Here is a 15,352-nt window from a genome sequence, read left to right as displayed (position 1 = left end):
GGACTGACCCCGGAGGAATTCCGGAATCAGTCCCTATGTGCGGCGTAGGCCGCTTATTAGCCCGTCCAAGAATTGGGGCGCAGTTCATGTTCCGGGCGGGGGCTTTCGTCAGCGTATGGCGTTGTAGGCCTTTAGGCCTCGTCGACGACCTTGAGGCCGCGGGTCTGGTCGATCTCGTTGAGGAGATTGACGCGGCGCTCGTGGCGGCCGCCCTCAAACTCGGCGTCGAGCCACTCGTCGACAATCATCTTGGCGAGCTCGGAGCCAACGACGCGGGCGCCAAAGGCGAGCACGTTGGTGTTGTTGTGCATGCGCGAGAGCTTGGCGCTGAAGGGCTCGGAGCACACGACGGCGCGTACGCCCTCGACCTTGTTGGCAGCCAGGCTGATCCCGACGCCGGTGCCGCAGATCAGGATACCCAGGTCAACGTCGCCGTTGGCAACGGCCTTGCCCACTTTGTAACCGGCGATGGGGTAGTCGAAGCTCTCGGAGGTGTCGGTGCCAAAGTTCACGACCTCGCAGCCGCGCTCCTTCAGGTGCTCGGAAATGATGTTCTTGAGCTCGACGGCGGCGTGGTCGTTACCGATACCGATCTTCATGGATGGTTCCTCTCTGGTCTGTGCGGCGCAAATGCTAAAGGTGTTTACCGCGTTCGACTGCATGATAGCGCGACTTTTGCGTAAACGCTCGGGCGTTTTTTGGTCAAACGCTTTAGCAGGCAACAAGACTAGCTTTTCATGAATGAATGCCGTCAGATTGCGCTTGAACGCCGTCCGCCGGAACCGTGGTTGCGGTTTTTGATGCATTGTTATCAAATAAAGGAGCTAACTTTTTTGAGAGTCCAGCCCGTTATGCAAGCAGGAGATACCTATGCCTACCGATTCCATCCGTGATGCCGCGTTTTGCGATGTTTTGAACCGCGAGCTTGTCTGTGCACTCGGCTGCACCGAGCCCATTGCCGTTGCCTATGCAGCGGCGCTGGCGAGCCAGACGCTCGGTTGCGAACCCGATCATATGAATGTTGCCTGCTCGGGTAACATAATCAAGAACGTTAAGAGCGTGACCGTGCCCAACTCGGGCGGTATGCACGGTATTGAGGCCGCGGCCGTGCTGGGTGCCGTGGGCGGCGACGCTAAGAGCGCGCTTGAGGTGCTCGAGAGCGTTAACGATGAAGACCGCGCTCGTGTGGCCGAGCTCCTCGCCGACGCCGGCTACTGCGATGTGTCGCTTGTCGAGGGTGTGCCCAACCTCTACATCAAGGTGACTGCGACGGCCGGGGGCCATACCGCGGTCGTCGAGATTACCGATCACCACACCAATGTCACGTGCCATACGCTCGACGGTATTCCGGTGTGCGGCAAGTCGGCGGGGGAGTGCGCCGCCTGCGCCGAGCGCGTGGTGGCCGAGCGTGCGGCAGATAACGCCGATACGCCCATGTCGATCGAGTCCATCATCGACTTTATCGAGGGCGGCGACATTGAGGGCGCCCGCGCTGCCGTTGAGCGTCAGATTGAGCTGAACGGCGCGATCAGCGCCGAGGGTCTGGCGCACGCTTGGGGTGCCGAGGTTGGCCGTACGCTGCTGGGTGCTCGTGCCGATGACGTTGCCTGCCGGGCCCGTGCCCGTGCGGCCGCCGGGTCCGACGCCCGCATGAACGGCTGTGCGCTGCCGGTCGCCATTGTGTGCGGCTCTGGCAATCAGGGCATTACCTGTGCACTGCCCGTCATGGAGTATGCCGAGTACCTGCGCTGCGACCACGAGCGCCTGGTGCGTGCCGTGATGCTGTCCGATCTCATTGCCGTGCATATCAAGAGCTACATTGGTGCGCTCTCGGCGTTTTGCGGTGCTATTTGCGCCGCGTGCGGCGCCGGCGCTGCGATTACCTGGCTGTGCGGTGGCACGCGCGAGCAAATCGGTGCGACGGTCTCCAATACGCTCGGCAATGTGGGCGGCATCGTGTGCGATGGCGCCAAGGCGAGCTGCGCCGCCAAGATTTCCGCTGCCGTTGATGCGGCGATTCTGGGTCACGATATGGCCATGCAGGGTCGCGGTTTCCGCGCCGGTGAGGGCCTGATTCAGGATACCGTCGAGGAGACCATCGCCAGCATGGGCTATGTGGGGCGCGTGGGCATGAAGGACACCGACGTCGAGATCCTCAACATCATGATCGGCAAAACCCAAGTGTGCTAGGACAGTTCGTCGGCTACTTGGTGTTCGTAGAAGGCTTCTACTACGGCGTTAAAGTCGCGGGCGAAGCCTTCCATGGTTCCGCGCCAGGTGACTCGGTTGGGCTTGCCCTGGCCTACATAGGCAGTCTGAATGCCGCAGGCGGGGCTAGGGAAGTCGCGTTTGGGATCGTTGCCCACCATAAGGACCTCGTGCGGTTCGAGCCCCATCACCTGAAGTTGCTCTAGATAGTAGGTGGCATCGGGCTTGCAGCGGGTGGCGTTTCCCATGTGCGTCACGAGCTCAAAGGGGGCGTCGGCCAGGTCGCCCCAACCCATGCGGCATTCGATGGCCCCCTGCGGAAAGCTGGGGTTGGTAAAGAGCGCGCAGCGCAGCCCCGCGTCCTGCACGGCCTGAAGTGCGGCGTGTGCGCCCGGCATAGCATGGGCGTTGATGAGTTCGTCATTCTTGTACGGAAGAACTTCGCGGTCGTAGTAGGTAAACGCCTCGTAGATAAGTGGGTCCGAGAGGCAAATGCCGCATCGGCGCTCGACCTCTTCTTGGTAAAACTCAAGATTGGTGCGATTGTCCGTGCTGCTGCGGCGATTGGCGTTGAGGTCGACCAGGATGGTGCCGAGGCGTGCCATCGTGCCACCGCGGCTGCGGCGCCCGATATCCGCGAGCATCGAAGAGACATCCTTAAAATATCGAAGGATGAACGCGTTGAGGTTGATGCTAAGAAGCGTTTCGTCCATATCGAAAACGACTGCTTTGAGCACGCGGGCACCTTTCTCGAAAAATCGATCTAGAATCGTTGGCTCCGGATACTTTACCCCAAAGCCGAATGCCTGGCTGGTTATCGTCAAGTTGCGGAGACGTGTGTTCATAAGATTACGAAAAAGTCTCCACACGAGTAAAAAATCGCAGTTCACGCTTGAAATCGAACTCATTTCCCCGTAACCTATACGAACGTGATTGCATAAGCGTCACATTAGTATCTGTCGGCTCCCGAGTGTTCCTAAACGTTGTGTGCTTGTCGCACCCTTCTGTAGGTCCTAGCAATCGGGGCCCCGTAGTTCGAAAGGGGTCCACCTTTGAGTGAGATTCAGAACTCGTCCATTTTCTCTCTTGACGATGTCAACGAGGAGGAGATGAACAACCTCATCGACGGTACGATTACCGACTTTGATGAGGGCGATCTCGTTAACGGCACTGTCGTTAAGATCGAGCATGACGAGGTGCTCGTTGACATCGGATTCAAGTCCGAGGGCGTTATCCCGGTCCGCGAGCTGTCCATCCGCAAGGACGCTAACCCTGCAGACATCGTTGCACTCGGTGATCCCATCGAGGCTTTGGTTCTCCAGAAGGAGGACAAGGACGGTCGTCTGGTCCTGTCCAAGAAGCGTGCCGAGTACGAGCGTGCTTGGAACCGCATCGAGGAGAAGTTCAACTCCGGCGAGAACGTCGAGGGCGAGGTTATCGAGGTTGTCAAGGGCGGCCTGATCCTCGACATCGGCCTGCGTGGCTTCCTGCCCGCTTCCCTCGTCGACCTCCGTCGCGTCAAGGACCTCACCTCCTACATGGGCACCCGCATCGAGGCCCGCGTCATCGAGATGGACCGCAACCGCAACAACGTTGTCCTCTCCCGTCGCGTCGTGCTCGAGGAGTCCCGTAAGGCCGAGCGCTCCGAGATCCTGTCCAAGCTCAAGTCTGGTATGCGTCTCCAGGGCACCGTTTCCTCCATCGTCGACTTCGGCGCCTTCGTCGACCTCGGCGGTATCGACGGCCTCATCCACATCTCCGAGCTCTCCTGGAACCACGTCAACCATCCTTCCGAGGTTGTCAAGGTCGGCCAGGAGGTCGAGGTCGAGGTTCTCGACGTCGATCTCAACCGCGAGCGCATCTCCCTGGGTCTCAAGCAGACCACCGAGGATCCGTGGCGCGCACTGGTCAAGAAGTACCCCGTCGGCGCCATCGTCGAGGGCACTGTGACCAAGCTTGTCCCGTTCGGCGCTTTCGTCGACCTGGGCGAGGGCATCGAGGGCCTGGTGCACATCTCCGAGATGGCCAACAAGCACGTCGATCAGCCTTCTCAGGTCACCCATGTGGGCGACAAGGTTCAGGTCAAGGTCATGGAGATCGACCTCGACCGTCGTCGTATCTCCCTGTCCATGAAGTCTGCTGCTGAGACTCTGGGCGTCGAGATCGAGGTTACCCCGCTGCCTTCCGAGAAGAAGGACGAGGAGACCGACGCCGAGTAAATCGGTTTGACGATCACTTGTTTAAGGGATCCGTCCGTAATGGACGGATCCCTTTTTGCATTTGGCGCCGAGATGCGCAATGCTGCCGGGCTGTCCACAGGCTATTGGGTTGTCGGTGCATGAAAAATGCCGACATCCCGCCTCGGGGAGGAGGCGGGAACACACCGAGTAGACGGAGGGGTGCGGAGCGCGGTCGCGTCTCGACTGACGACGTTGCCCATCGACAGGACCATTGTAACGCATGGCGGTTCTTGGTTTATCGTGTCGAGCGTTTGCGTTGTGCCATTGCCTGCGGCAACGGTGTGTTACACTCTTGCACTGCTGAGTGGGCCAGACGGTCGCGCGATGTGCTGCTTGCAGTACGCGTGAGGAAAGTCCGGGCTCCAGAGGGCGGGATGCCGGCTAACGGCCGGGCGGAGTGATCCGACGGAAAGCGCCGCAGAAAAGAAGACTCCCACCTGCGCCGTAAGGCGTAAAGGGAAAAGCTGAAACGGTGGTGTAAGAGACCACCAGCGTCGTGGCAACACGGCGGCTTGGCAAACCCCATCCGGAGCAAGCGCGAATAGGAACGCTATGGGCCGGCCCGGTCCGCGTTCGGGTAGCGTGCGTGGAGCTGCACGGTAACGTGCAGACAAGATAAATGACCGTTCACGACAGAACCCGGCTTACAAGCCCACTCAGCTATCTTGTTGACGCTGCGACGGTGTCAGCTGGCCGATTTGGCGCTCATTCGTCGGTCGCCGCCATAAGGCGTGCTCCCTCCTCTTTCGGGCCAAATCGACTCAGCTGACGCCGTCTCGCTGTTTTTGCCCGGTCATCGGCGGCTCCATTTTTGTTGCGGTCTCGGCTTTCAAGGCGCCTTGCTCGCGCTGACGGGTTCTCGCTTTCGTTGACGGAATCATCGGCGTTGTCATTCTTTTTACTAGGGTTATCGTATTATTGAGGCTGTTTGTTGCTCGCTTTATTCTGTTGAGGGGCTTCGTTGGACAGCTATTTTACTCTGCAATCGAATATTGAGGCTTCGGGCGAGTTTGTGGACCACAAGAGCCGGTTTATTGCCCAGCTGGTCCATATTGAGTCCGAGGATGAGGCGAATGCCTTCATCGAGATGGTTCGCAAGCGTCATTACGACGCTCGACATAATGTACCCGCGTGGATTTTGGTCGATGGACGCGAGCGCCAGAGCGATGACGGTGAGCCGAGCCGCACGAGCGGTATGCCGACGCTCGAGGTGTTGCGCGGTGCGGGACTCAAAAATGTTTGCTGCGTAGTGACGCGCTATTTTGGTGGCACGTTGTTGGGGCCTGGTGGCTTGGTACGCGCCTATACCGCGGCGACGCAGACGGCGGTGGCCGCTGCTCAGGAGGCCGGGCAGATCGTCGAGATGACGAGCGTCGTGCCTGTTGACGTGCATGTGGCCTATCCGCAGTATGAGCAGGTGCTTCGCTTGGCGCAGGATTCGGGTGCCAAGGTTTCGGATACCGATTACGCGGATGCCGTGACACTTCATTTGGTGTTTAAAGCGGGGGAGCAGGAGCCGTTTTGCGCTAAGATGCGCGAGCTTATGGCGGGGCGCGAGGAGATTGAGGTCGGCGCTCCTGAATTTGCCGAGTTCTAACGGCGACGGCCGGCGTGCTTTTGGATGAATCCCAAGTGCGCCGGCCGTCGTTTTATGTTGGTGCCGTTTACTCGGCGAGCTGCTTTAGCACATCGCAGGCGATCTCGACGGCATCGTCGATGCAGCCGGGGCAGCTGCGGAGCGGACCCTTGTCCGATCCGATGCCCTTGAGCGTGCCGCAGACAGTCGTCGTGTTCTTCTCGCCAAAACGCTTGGCAATCTCGCGCGACAGCTTGTAGGTCTGGCCCTTGGTCTTGGGGTTTTCCATGCCGTCGCTCATCACGAAGCCCATGATGGCCACGGCGCCCGAGATGGCGCCGCAGGTCTCGGTCATGCCGCCCATGCCGGCGCCAAAGCCCTCGGTGAGGGTAAAGGCGACCTGGGGGTCGAGTCCGACGGCAGGTGCGAGCGTGCAGGCGACGGCCTGGGCGCAGTTGAAGCCACGGGCATGGTATTCGGCAGCCTGAGCCTGACAGGCGGTGATGTCGAGCTGGGCCGTATCGATTTGCTTCATCGTTGTCTCCTTAGTCACGGTGTACCCGCCTATGGTACCCATGACGGTGCGTGTAATCATCGAGAGCTTCATGGATGCCTCATTTTTATCTATCGAGCAAATGCCCAAGGCTTGAGATAAATACCCCTGATCAATTTGTCCCATAACCTACCTTGGGGATGGGTTGAGAGGGGTGCAGGGTAGCGGTATTGTGAACCGAATAAAAACAAAACCCAAGTAAGGGAGTTGGATATGAGCGAGCAGACCATCGGTACGACATGTGTTCAGGGCGGGTATCACCCGGGAGATGCGGAGCCGCGCCAGGTGCCCATCTACCAGTCCACCACGTGGAAGTACGACACGTCCGAGCACATGGGCAAGCTGTTTGACCTGGAGGAGTCGGGCTATTTCTACAGCCGTCTGCAGAATCCCACGTGCGATTTGGTTGCCGCCAAGATCTGCGAGATGGAGGGCGGCACCGCAGCGATGCTCACGAGCTCGGGCATGGCCGCGAACTTCCTCGCGATCTTTAACGTTGCCGGCGCCGGCGATCACGTGGTCGCGAGCTCCGCCATCTACGGCGGTACCTACAACCTGTTGGCTCACACCATGGGTCGTATGGGCTTGACCTGCACGTTCGTTGCCCCCGACTGCACCGACGAGGAGCTCGAGGCAGCCTTCCAGCCCAACACCAAGCTTGTCTTTGGCGAGACGATTGCTAACCCCGCCCTTGCCGTGCTCGATATTGAGCGCTTTGCCAAGGCCGCGCACGACCACGGCGTACCGCTGATGGTCGACAACACCTTCCCGACGCCCGTGATGTGCCGTCCCTTTGAGTGGGGCGCCGACATCGTCACGCACTCCACCACTAAGTACATGGATGGCCATGCGGCCTACCTGGGTGGCGTGATCGTCGACCACGGCCAGTTTGACTGGATGGCCCATGCGGACAAGTTCCCGGGTCTCACCACGCCTGACGAGAGCTACCACGGCGTGACCTATGCCGAGAAGTTCGGTCGCGAGGGCGCCTTTATTACCAAGGCCACTGCGCAGCTTATGCGCGACCTCGGCCCCATGCAGAACCCGCAGGCGGCGTTCTTCCTGAACAGCTCGCTCGAGAGCCTGCACGTGCGCATGCCGCGCCATTGTGAGAATGGTCTGGCGGTCGCCAAGTTCCTGCAGAGCCACCCCAAGGTACGCTTCGTGAGCTATCCGGGCCTGGAGGGCGACAAGTACTATGACATCGCTCAGAAGTACATGCCCAACGGTACTTGCGGCGTCGTGAGCTTTGGCTTTAACGGTGGTCGCGCGGCGGCCGAGACCTTTATGAAGAGCCTTAAGCTCGCCCAGATCGCCACGCACGTGGCCGACGCCCGCACCTGCTGCTTGCATCCGGCAAACGCCACCCATCGCCAAATGAACGATGAGGAGCTCATCGCCTGCGGCATCTCTGCCGACATGGTACGCCTGTCGTGCGGTCTCGAGGACACGGCCGATCTGATTGCCGACCTTGAGCAGGCGCTCGAGCAGTGCTAGGCTAGCGTTCGCACGAGGCGCCGATGCTGGCAGAAAGCTTCGACGACCTTTCGTTCCGATTCCGTAGGCGGGACCCCAATCGCGACTGTTTGCAGGCGATCGGGGTCCCGTTTTTGCGTTGCGCCACTCGAAAGGATGGATATGGAGAAAACCGCAGAGCAGCTGCGCCGCGAGCACATTGCCCTTGAGGGCGACACCCATGGCAAGAACAAGTGGGCGATTCTGTTTACCGTGCTCATCATGACGTTTATGGTGTGCCTGGATTCGACCGTCGTGACCGTGGCGTTGCCCGTGATGCAAAAGGAACTGGGCGTGGGCCTCGATCGCATTCAGCTGGTGAGTTCGGTGTACCTGCTTGCGACATGCGTGGCTATGCTGCCGTTTGGCCGCCTGGGCGACGTGCGCGGCAAGGTGAATGTGTTCCAGCTGGGCGTCATCGTCTTTACGGTTGGCTCGCTGCTTTGTGGCCTTTCGGCCTCGCTCGAGGTTCTTATTCTGGCACGTATTGTTCAGGGCGTCGGTTGCGCGGCGGCCATGGCCAACAACATGGGTATCATCACCGAGTCGTTTCCGGCGCGCGAACGCGGTCGTGCTATGGGTATTCTCGCGACCTTCGTGGCCCTCGGCATGATGTGTGGCCCCGTGCTCGGTGGCATGCTGGTGGCAAGCTTTCCCTGGGAGAGTATCTTCCTCATCAACCTGCCCATTGGCGTCATCTCGTTTATCGTGGGGCTCTATACGCTGCCGCATGTTAAGCCGGAGGCCGGCGAGCGTCCCATGTCCCTGATCGAGGCTGCTCGCTGCTGCTTTGCAAATTCGGCCTTTACCATCAACCTTGCCTGCATGCTCATCGTGTTCGTTGGCATTGGCGCATCCGAGTTTATTCTGCCGTTCTATTTTCAGGACGCCCATGGCTTTAGCTCCGATATTTCCGGACTGCTCTTTTTGGCACTGCCGATGGTGAATGCCTTTATCGGCCCGCTTTCGGGAACGGTTTCGGACCGTGTTGGCTGCGAGGGCCCCACGGCGGTCGGCCTGGGCGTGTACGTGTGCGGTCTCTTTGCGGTAAGCACGCTCGACGAGCACTCTTCTATCCCTGTGATCGTGTGCTGTGCCGCGTTTATGTCGTGCGGCACGTCGATTTTCCAGAGCCCCAACAACTCGCTGTATATGGGTTCGGCCCCGCGCGAGGCGCTCGGTTTTGCAGGCAGCTTGGGTAGTCTAGCGCGCTATGCGGGTATGGCGGTGGGCATTACGGCGGCGTCGCATATCCTGTATGGGCAGATGAGCGTGGCGATGGGCGAGGCCGTGACCAGTTTTGTTGCAGGCCGTCCGGATGTGTTCCTGTTTGGTTTCCGTTCGGTGTTCTACGTGCTCATGGCTGTGGCCGCCGTGGGCTTTGCGCTTGCCATGGTGCGTTTGGTGAGGGTGCGCGCCCGCCATTAGCTTGTGGAGGCAGGCTTGCCACGAATCGGCCCATCTACTGGTCTTGCGGCTTTATGGTGCGATGCGGCTTGTGGGACGGGCGGGGGTCGGTCCGTGGTAGACTATCGAACAACGTTTATTAATCGCGCGGTATCGTTGCCGCGAGAAGGGGTTGCGCCATGCAGGAGCTTGAGGATCGTATTCGCCATGACGGCATCGTAAAGGCCGGTAACGTCCTTAAGGTTGACGCCTTCCTCAACCACCAGTGCGACGTTGAGCTGTTCGACCACATGGGTGCCGAGTGGGCCCGTCTGTTCGAGGGTGTCGAGATCAACAAGATCCTGACGATCGAGGCTTCGGGCATTGGCATGGCTTGCATCGCGGCTCAGCATTTTGGCGGCGTGCCGGTGGTCTTTGCCAAGAAGGCGCAGTCTATCAACCTTGACGGCGAGCAGTATGCCACGACCATCTACTCCTTTACCAAGCAGAAGGAGTACCCGGTCATCGTCGGCAAGCGCTTCCTGTCCGAGGGCGACAAGGTCCTGATTATCGACGACTTCCTGGCCAACGGCTGCGCGCTCGAGGGTCTCATCAAGATCTGCGAGGCTGCGGGTGCCGAGGTGTCCGGTATTGGCATTGCAGTGGAGAAGGGCTTCCAGGGCGGCGGCGATAAGCTCCGCGAGCGCGGCTTCCGCGTCGAGAGCCTGGCCCGCATCGCCGATATGGACTGCGAGACCGGCGAGATCACCTTCGCCTAAGCGCGCAACACAAGCGATTGGTATGCGATGTGACAAAGGGACCGTCCCTTTGTCACATTTTTTGTATGAGGGGAGGTGTTGATATGGATGAGAACAAGATGGGCTGGCGCGAGTATGCGCGCTATGCCGAGATGTCGGCCGAAGAGTTGGCGCGCGATTGCGAGGTGCAGGTGTTTCGCGCGACGGGTCCGGGTGGACAGGGCGTGAACACGACGGATTCAGCGGTGCGCATGAAACATATCCCTTCGGGGATTACCGTGACGGCGCGCGAGAGCCGCAGCCAGTTCCAAAATCGTAGCAGCTGCCTGCGTAAGCTGCGCGCCGAGCTGGGGCGTCGCGGGCGTCCACCGCGCCGACGCGTAAAGACCAAGGTGCCTCAGCGCTCTCGCCAGCGCAGGCTCAACGACAAACACTTCAACGCCATTAAAAAGGCCAACCGACGCAAACCGGGCAGGGAGGAATGATCTTCTCAATAAGTTGCGGTGAAATAGGGACTGTTTTGCGGCTTTAGCTGCATAAACAGTCCCTATTTCACCGCAACTTAGGTTGGGTTAGCGGGTGGGGCGCCAGACATGGAGGGCGCCGGCGATGATGTCGACCTCGATGCGCGAGGCGACGATGGGCTCGCCGTCGGCCTGGATGGGGTAGTCGGGCTCCTCGAACGTGAGCTCGGCATGACGGCAACGACGCATGCGAACCGGCGGCAACTTGGTATGGTGGCCGTCCTTGGCCGAAAGAAACATAGGCAGGGCGACCGCACGGGGGGCGGGACCGCAGGCGTAGCAGACGTCGAGCATGCCGTCACAGGGATCGGCATCGGGACAGATGCGATAGCCCGAGCCATACGTGGGGCCCAGCTGAATCGCCATGATGATCGCCCTCACGCGCTCGGCGGGCGCCCCGTCAAAGCTGACTGCCATGGGGTAGTTGCGATAGCGCAGGCCAAACTGCTCAAGTCCCGAGAGGGTGTAGAGCGGAGCGCCGGCGAGGCCCGTCTTTTTGCGCAGCTCGGTGGTGCCAAGGCCGATGGCGGCATCGATGCCGACCGAAAGCGTCTGGTCGTAGTACTCAACGGCAGCCTCGCCGCTGCCGCACGCAGGGCTCCACGAGCGAATGCGCCCGATGTCCTGACGCTGCAGCTCGCAGGTGAGCAGCGCGCCAAAATCCTTGCCGGAGAAATCGTCGATGCCGAGGGTCTGGGCAAAATCATTGCCGGAGCCTACGGGCAGGACGGCAAGCGCTGGTCGATCCGCCTCTTCTTGCGCCATCAAGCCATTGACGACCTCGTGAATTACGCCGTCGCCGCCAAGGGCGATAACGGTGCGATAGCCCTCGACCTGTGCGGCAAGCACCTTGGCGTGCCCCGCGCGTTCGGTCAGCACCAAGTCAAACTGGGATGCGCACGCGGTCATGTCCAAAAAGCGCTGCAGGCGCTCAGCGACCTCGCGCGCCGCACCCGACTGGGCGGCGGGGTTGGCGATGATGAGCGTACGACCAAAATCAGTTGCGTGCATGGGGCGACTCCCGGCGTATGGCGTGACGGTGCGGTCGCGCTCAGGTCGAATTGCCCCCGATTGTGGCTGCACAGCGATTATTACATCTACTCTATCAGGTCGTTGTGGCGCTCGATAGCATCCGCTACCGTACCGCCCTCATCCACAATAAGCGAACGGCGTTTAGGCGAGACAATGCGCTGCGCGGGATATACGCCGCGGTGGCCGCCGACGAGATAGCTGATAAACGCCACGATCACGAAGAAGCCGGCTACCGTGCCGTGGAACAGGTCGATGGCCATCATGCAGGTGGTGATGGGCACGTTGAGGCCGGCGCAGAACACGCCGAGCATGCCGAGAGCCGCCAGAAAGCTGGGGTCGATTCCGACGAGGCAACCGATCCAGCCGCCGAGCGCCGCACCGATGCCAAACAGGGGTGTGACCTCGCCGCCTTGGAAGCCGGCGCCCAGAGTGAGCGCCGTCACCACGAGCTTGATGACTGCGTCGGCAAGGGTCGTGGTACCGGCGAACCCGGCGCCCGAGAGCCAGGTGGCAAGGCCGGCATAGTCCCAGGCGTCGAGAAGGGCATAGGCGGCCAAAACCACGAGCGCGCCCACGAGTGCGCGAGTAAGGTAGTTGGTGATAAAGCGACCGTACAGGCTCTTGACGGTTCGAACCGACCAGGCAAAGAGGCGTGCCGTCAAACCGAAGATAATGGCGCTGATAACAACGATGACAACCGTCCGTGGTGTCATGTTGGGAACGCTGGTGATGACATTCGCCTCGTACTCGGTTCCCAAGGCAAGCGACGTAAAGTAGCCGGTAAACGAGGCGACCAGGCAGTAGATGCCCGCGGTGTAGTCGATCTTGCCGATAAAGCACATCTCCATGCCAAAGAAAGCTCCGGCAAGGGGCGAACCGAATACGGCGCCAAAGGCCGACGAGATGCCGGCGAGCATGAGGTCGTGATGGTCATGCTTTTCGAGGTGGGCGAGGCTCGAGATGTTGCTGGCGATAGTGCCGCCAATCTGCACCGCGGCTCCCTCGCGACCGGCCGACCCGCCCGTTAGGTGCGTGAGCGTGGAGCAGACGAAGGTGAGGACGGCCATGCGCATATGGATGAGGCGTGTGCCCAGGGCGGAGTCAATGACCAGGTTGTTGCCACGCTTGGCGGCGAGACCGTGGTTTTTGTACACCCATGTGGTGGCAACGCCCACAACGGGAAGCAGCGCGTAAATCCACGCATGGTGCTCACGATAATCGGTCGCGATATTCAGCGAGGCCAAAAACGCCCAAGCGGCAACGCCCATGGCGAGAGAGACGATGACGACAAGTATGAGCAACTTGGCGCTCGCGAATAGGTTGCGGACGTTGCGGCGCGTGTCGACAGCCAAGAGATGCTCGGAGCGGGTGAGCTGATGCCTGCCTGCCATGATGACGTCGTTCAGGGAGAAAAAACCGCCATCGTCGAGCGGCTGGGGATGATCCTGCGCTTCGTTTGCGCTTTCGGGTTTGTCGTTATGAGCCATACGTTCCTCTTTTAGGTTGCAACGCAAGCATTATAAAACGTGGTAAACGCGACGAGCCGGTGAGTTGGTTTCCATTCTGTTTCGCGGCCTGCAACCGACAGGTGTATTTGCGGGTGCAGGCCGAGTCGCGGTCGTGCATCGGGGGATTATACTGAGACAAGAATAAAGAATCGGCGCCCCTGTTGTGCGCCGTGGCATTAAGAGGTGCATATGGCAGAGAAACTCATTCCGCTGGAGGACGCGCAGTCGATTGTTCTGTCGCATGTTGTTCCGACGGATCTCATCGAGATTCCCGTGTGGCAGGCCGCCGGTCTTCCCTTGGCCGAGGACGCGGTGGCCGATATTGACATCTCGCCGTTTGCCAACAGCGCTATGGACGGATATGCCGTGCGCTCGGCGGACTTGGTGCAGGCGTCTGGCGAGGCGCCGGTGACGCTCGACGTTATCGGACACGAGGCCGCGGGCCATGTGTTTGAGGGCGCAATCGCCCCGGGCGAGACCGTCCGCATCATGACGGGCGCGCCGGTTCCCGAGGGTGCGGATGCCGTGGTGAAATACGAGATTGTCGAGGTGCTTGACGGCAATGGCAACGAGGGCTCACGCGTGAGCTTCTCGGCGCCTGCCAAGGTGGGGGAGAACGTTCGCTCTGCCGCCGAGGAGGCTCATGCCGGCGATGTTGTGATGCACGCCGGCGAGGTTGTGGCTCCGGCCGGCGCCGGCCTGCTGGCGAGCGCAGGGTATGCGAGCGTGAAGGTGCATGCCGCCCCGCGCGTGGGCATTATCTCGCTGGGCACGGAGCTGGTCGCGCCGAGCGAGCTGCCGGCACGCGGGCAGATTCGCGATTCCAACTCCTCGGCGTTGATGGCCGAAGCGCTCGATGCCGGCGCCGAGCCGGTGTTCTATGGCATCGCTCCTGATGATGAGCAGGTGATTGCCGAGCTGGTACATCGTGCCGTGCAGGAGTGCGATTTTGTCATTACGAGCGGTGGCGCCTCGGCAGGCGACTACGACTACGTGACGGCGCTCGTCCGGCGCGAGGGCGAGGTGCTGTTCGATCGCATCTCGATGCGTCCGGGCAAGGCCATTACGTTTGGCTTGCTTGGGGGTAAGCCCTACCTGGGACTTTCAGGCAATCCGGCCGCGGCGTATGTAGGCTTTGAGATGCTTGCGCGTCCGGCGATCCGCAAGATGCGCGGCTTTGCCGAGGGTACGCGTCCCGTGCAGCAGGCGACGCTCACGCACGGCGTGAAAAAGCGACAGCATCGCCGCTTCTTCGATCGCGCCACGGTTTTGCGCGACCCCGAGACCGGTGAGCTGTTGGTGACCGAGGCCAAGACGCAGAATTCGGCGCTGCTCGGCACGATGCAGCGGGCCAACTGTCTGCTGCGTATTGACGAAGGGCCGTGTGAGCTCAAGGCGGGAGATGCCGTGGACGTTGTGCGCGTCGATCTGCCTGAGGGAACGGTGCTATAGGAGGAATGCCATGGAGCTGAAGATATCGATCGTGACGTGCTCGGACACGCGCGATCTTGCCCAGGACGAGGCGGGTGCTGCGCTCGAGGAACTTATCGAGGCGCAGGGATGGACGGTCGCCTCACATGTGGTCGTGCGCGACGACGTCAGCGAAATCGGTGATGCCATTGTGGATGCAGCCGATGAGTGCCACGCCAATGTCGTGCTCACCTGCGGTGGCACGGGACTTTCGATGCGCGATGTGACGCCCGAGGCGACGCGTGCCGTCTGCGACCGCGACGTGCCGGGTATTGCGGAGGCGATCCGTGCGTACTCCATGACCAAGACGCGCCGCGCTATGCTCTCGCGCGCTATTTGCATGCAACGAGGTCATACACTTGTCGTAAACTTTCCCGGTTCTACGAAGGCCGCCCGCGAAAGCTGGGAGGCCATTGCAGACCAGCTGGAGCATGCGGCTCAGATGACAGCGGGCGGCGGACATACCAACTAAGCGGTTTACCTGCGGCGGGGCGACTTGAACGGCTGCTCCGCCTTTTATTTGCGCCCAAAGGGACGGCATTCTGTAGGCATGCCTGAAACTATATTCTCAGACGGGGTTAG

14 protein-coding genes and 1 other RNA gene are annotated in these 15,352 nt (G+C 60.7%); 10 read left to right on the top strand and 5 right to left on the bottom strand.

The window, feature by feature from the left end; genetic code table 11:
• Positions 1-131: 131 nt before the first annotated feature.
• Entirely contained in the window at positions 132-599 is a 468-nt protein-coding gene (rpiB, locus tag AQ996_RS05180) for a ribose 5-phosphate isomerase B (protein WP_055251633.1), read from the bottom strand.
• A 271-nt stretch (positions 600-870) separates the two neighbouring features.
• Here rpiB and AQ996_RS05175 point away from each other — a divergent pair, with 271 nt between their 5' ends.
• Positions 871-2,190, top strand: a complete 1,320-nt coding sequence (locus AQ996_RS05175; RefSeq protein ID WP_055251631.1) for an L-cysteine desulfidase family protein — start codon at positions 871-873, stop codon at positions 2,188-2,190.
• Here the strand turns inward: AQ996_RS05175 and AQ996_RS05170 are convergent.
• Complete coding sequence (locus tag AQ996_RS05170) at positions 2,187-2,945, bottom strand: HAD family hydrolase (protein WP_055251630.1); 759 nt, start codon at positions 2,943-2,945, stop codon at positions 2,187-2,189. The two genes, AQ996_RS05175 and AQ996_RS05170, sit on opposite strands and share 4 nt — an antisense overlap.
• Before the next feature lie 315 nt (positions 2,946-3,260).
• On the opposite strand from AQ996_RS05170, the gene rpsA reads away from it, so the two are divergent.
• From rpsA to AQ996_RS05160, 3 genes are all read left to right on the top strand, one after another.
• Positions 3,261-4,427, top strand: a complete 1,167-nt coding sequence (gene rpsA, locus AQ996_RS05165; RefSeq protein ID WP_022095232.1) for a 30S ribosomal protein S1 — start codon at positions 3,261-3,263, stop codon at positions 4,425-4,427.
• 322 nt (positions 4,428-4,749) lie between these two features.
• An RNA gene (gene rnpB, locus AQ996_RS05185) (RNase P RNA component class A) lies at positions 4,750-5,111 on the top strand.
• A gap of 298 nt (positions 5,112-5,409) precedes the next feature.
• Positions 5,410-6,045, top strand: a complete 636-nt coding sequence (locus AQ996_RS05160; protein ID WP_055251628.1) for a YigZ family protein — start codon at positions 5,410-5,412, stop codon at positions 6,043-6,045.
• Between the two features lie 67 nt (positions 6,046-6,112).
• Here AQ996_RS05160 and AQ996_RS05155 read toward each other — a convergent pair whose 3' ends face one another.
• On the bottom strand, positions 6,113-6,559 hold the full coding sequence (locus tag AQ996_RS05155) for a C-GCAxxG-C-C family protein (RefSeq protein ID WP_055251626.1): 447 nt from the start codon (positions 6,557-6,559) through the stop codon (positions 6,113-6,115).
• A gap of 231 nt (positions 6,560-6,790) precedes the next feature.
• Between AQ996_RS05155 and AQ996_RS05150 the strand changes: the two genes are divergently transcribed.
• From AQ996_RS05150 to AQ996_RS05135, 4 genes are all read left to right on the top strand, one after another.
• Positions 6,791-8,074, top strand: a complete 1,284-nt coding sequence (locus tag AQ996_RS05150) for an O-acetylhomoserine aminocarboxypropyltransferase/cysteine synthase family protein (RefSeq protein WP_055251624.1) — start codon at positions 6,791-6,793, stop codon at positions 8,072-8,074.
• 141 nt (positions 8,075-8,215) lie between these two features.
• A complete protein-coding gene (locus AQ996_RS05145; protein WP_055251623.1) occupies positions 8,216-9,520 on the top strand; it encodes an MFS transporter in 1,305 nt (434 codons plus the stop codon).
• A gap of 158 nt (positions 9,521-9,678) precedes the next feature.
• On the top strand, positions 9,679-10,257 hold the full coding sequence (locus AQ996_RS05140) for a xanthine phosphoribosyltransferase (RefSeq protein WP_022095227.1): 579 nt from the start codon (positions 9,679-9,681) through the stop codon (positions 10,255-10,257).
• An 83-nt stretch (positions 10,258-10,340) separates the two neighbouring features.
• A complete protein-coding gene (locus AQ996_RS05135; protein ID WP_172674619.1) occupies positions 10,341-10,721 on the top strand; it encodes a peptide chain release factor family protein in 381 nt (126 codons plus the stop codon).
• Between the two features lie 87 nt (positions 10,722-10,808).
• On the opposite strand, the gene AQ996_RS05130 is transcribed toward AQ996_RS05135, so the two are convergent.
• Positions 10,809-11,771 (bottom strand): diacylglycerol/lipid kinase family protein, encoded by a 963-nt coding sequence (locus AQ996_RS05130; protein WP_055251621.1) that lies wholly within the window; start codon positions 11,769-11,771, stop codon positions 10,809-10,811.
• A gap of 86 nt (positions 11,772-11,857) precedes the next feature.
• Positions 11,858-13,279: a chloride channel protein gene (locus tag AQ996_RS05125; protein WP_172674618.1), complete on the bottom strand. Its 1,422-nt coding sequence runs from the start codon at positions 13,277-13,279 to the stop codon at positions 11,858-11,860.
• Positions 13,280-13,489: 210 nt separating this feature from the next.
• Between AQ996_RS05125 and AQ996_RS05120 the strand changes: the two genes are divergently transcribed.
• Both AQ996_RS05120 and AQ996_RS05115 read left to right on the top strand, forming a co-directional pair.
• On the top strand, positions 13,490-14,752 hold the full coding sequence (locus AQ996_RS05120) for a molybdopterin molybdotransferase MoeA (protein ID WP_055251619.1): 1,263 nt from the start codon (positions 13,490-13,492) through the stop codon (positions 14,750-14,752).
• Positions 14,753-14,762: 10 nt separating this feature from the next.
• Positions 14,763-15,242: a MogA/MoaB family molybdenum cofactor biosynthesis protein gene (locus AQ996_RS05115; RefSeq protein WP_055251617.1), complete on the top strand. Its 480-nt coding sequence runs from the start codon at positions 14,763-14,765 to the stop codon at positions 15,240-15,242.
• Positions 15,243-15,352 lie beyond the last annotated feature (110 nt).

Origin of the sequence: Collinsella aerofaciens, from assembly GCF_001404695.1 — a bacterium.
Classification (GTDB): Bacteria; Actinomycetota; Coriobacteriia; order Coriobacteriales; family Coriobacteriaceae; genus Collinsella; species Collinsella aerofaciens_E.
The sequence above is the reverse complement of the archived record's forward strand: the minus strand, read 5'-3'. Positions and strand labels throughout refer to the sequence as shown.

Coding starts and splice junctions, on each gene's coding strand:
- rpiB (WP_055251633.1), bottom strand. CDS start 599: ATGAAGATCGGTATCGGTAACGACCACGCCGCCGTCGAGCTCAAGAAC.
- AQ996_RS05175 (WP_055251631.1), top strand. CDS start 871: ATGCCTACCGATTCCATCCGTGATGCCGCGTTTTGCGATGTTTTGAAC.
- AQ996_RS05155 (WP_055251626.1), bottom strand. CDS start 6,559: ATGAAGCAAATCGATACGGCCCAGCTCGACATCACCGCCTGTCAGGCT.
- AQ996_RS05150 (WP_055251624.1), top strand. CDS start 6,791: ATGAGCGAGCAGACCATCGGTACGACATGTGTTCAGGGCGGGTATCAC.
- AQ996_RS05145 (WP_055251623.1), top strand. CDS start 8,216: ATGGAGAAAACCGCAGAGCAGCTGCGCCGCGAGCACATTGCCCTTGAG.
- AQ996_RS05140 (WP_022095227.1), top strand. CDS start 9,679: ATGCAGGAGCTTGAGGATCGTATTCGCCATGACGGCATCGTAAAGGCC.
- AQ996_RS05135 (WP_172674619.1), top strand. CDS start 10,341: ATGGATGAGAACAAGATGGGCTGGCGCGAGTATGCGCGCTATGCCGAG.
- AQ996_RS05130 (WP_055251621.1), bottom strand. CDS start 11,771: ATGCACGCAACTGATTTTGGTCGTACGCTCATCATCGCCAACCCCGCC.
- AQ996_RS05125 (WP_172674618.1), bottom strand. CDS start 13,279: ATGGCTCATAACGACAAACCCGAAAGCGCAAACGAAGCGCAGGATCAT.
- AQ996_RS05120 (WP_055251619.1), top strand. CDS start 13,490: ATGGCAGAGAAACTCATTCCGCTGGAGGACGCGCAGTCGATTGTTCTG.
- AQ996_RS05115 (WP_055251617.1), top strand. CDS start 14,763: ATGGAGCTGAAGATATCGATCGTGACGTGCTCGGACACGCGCGATCTT.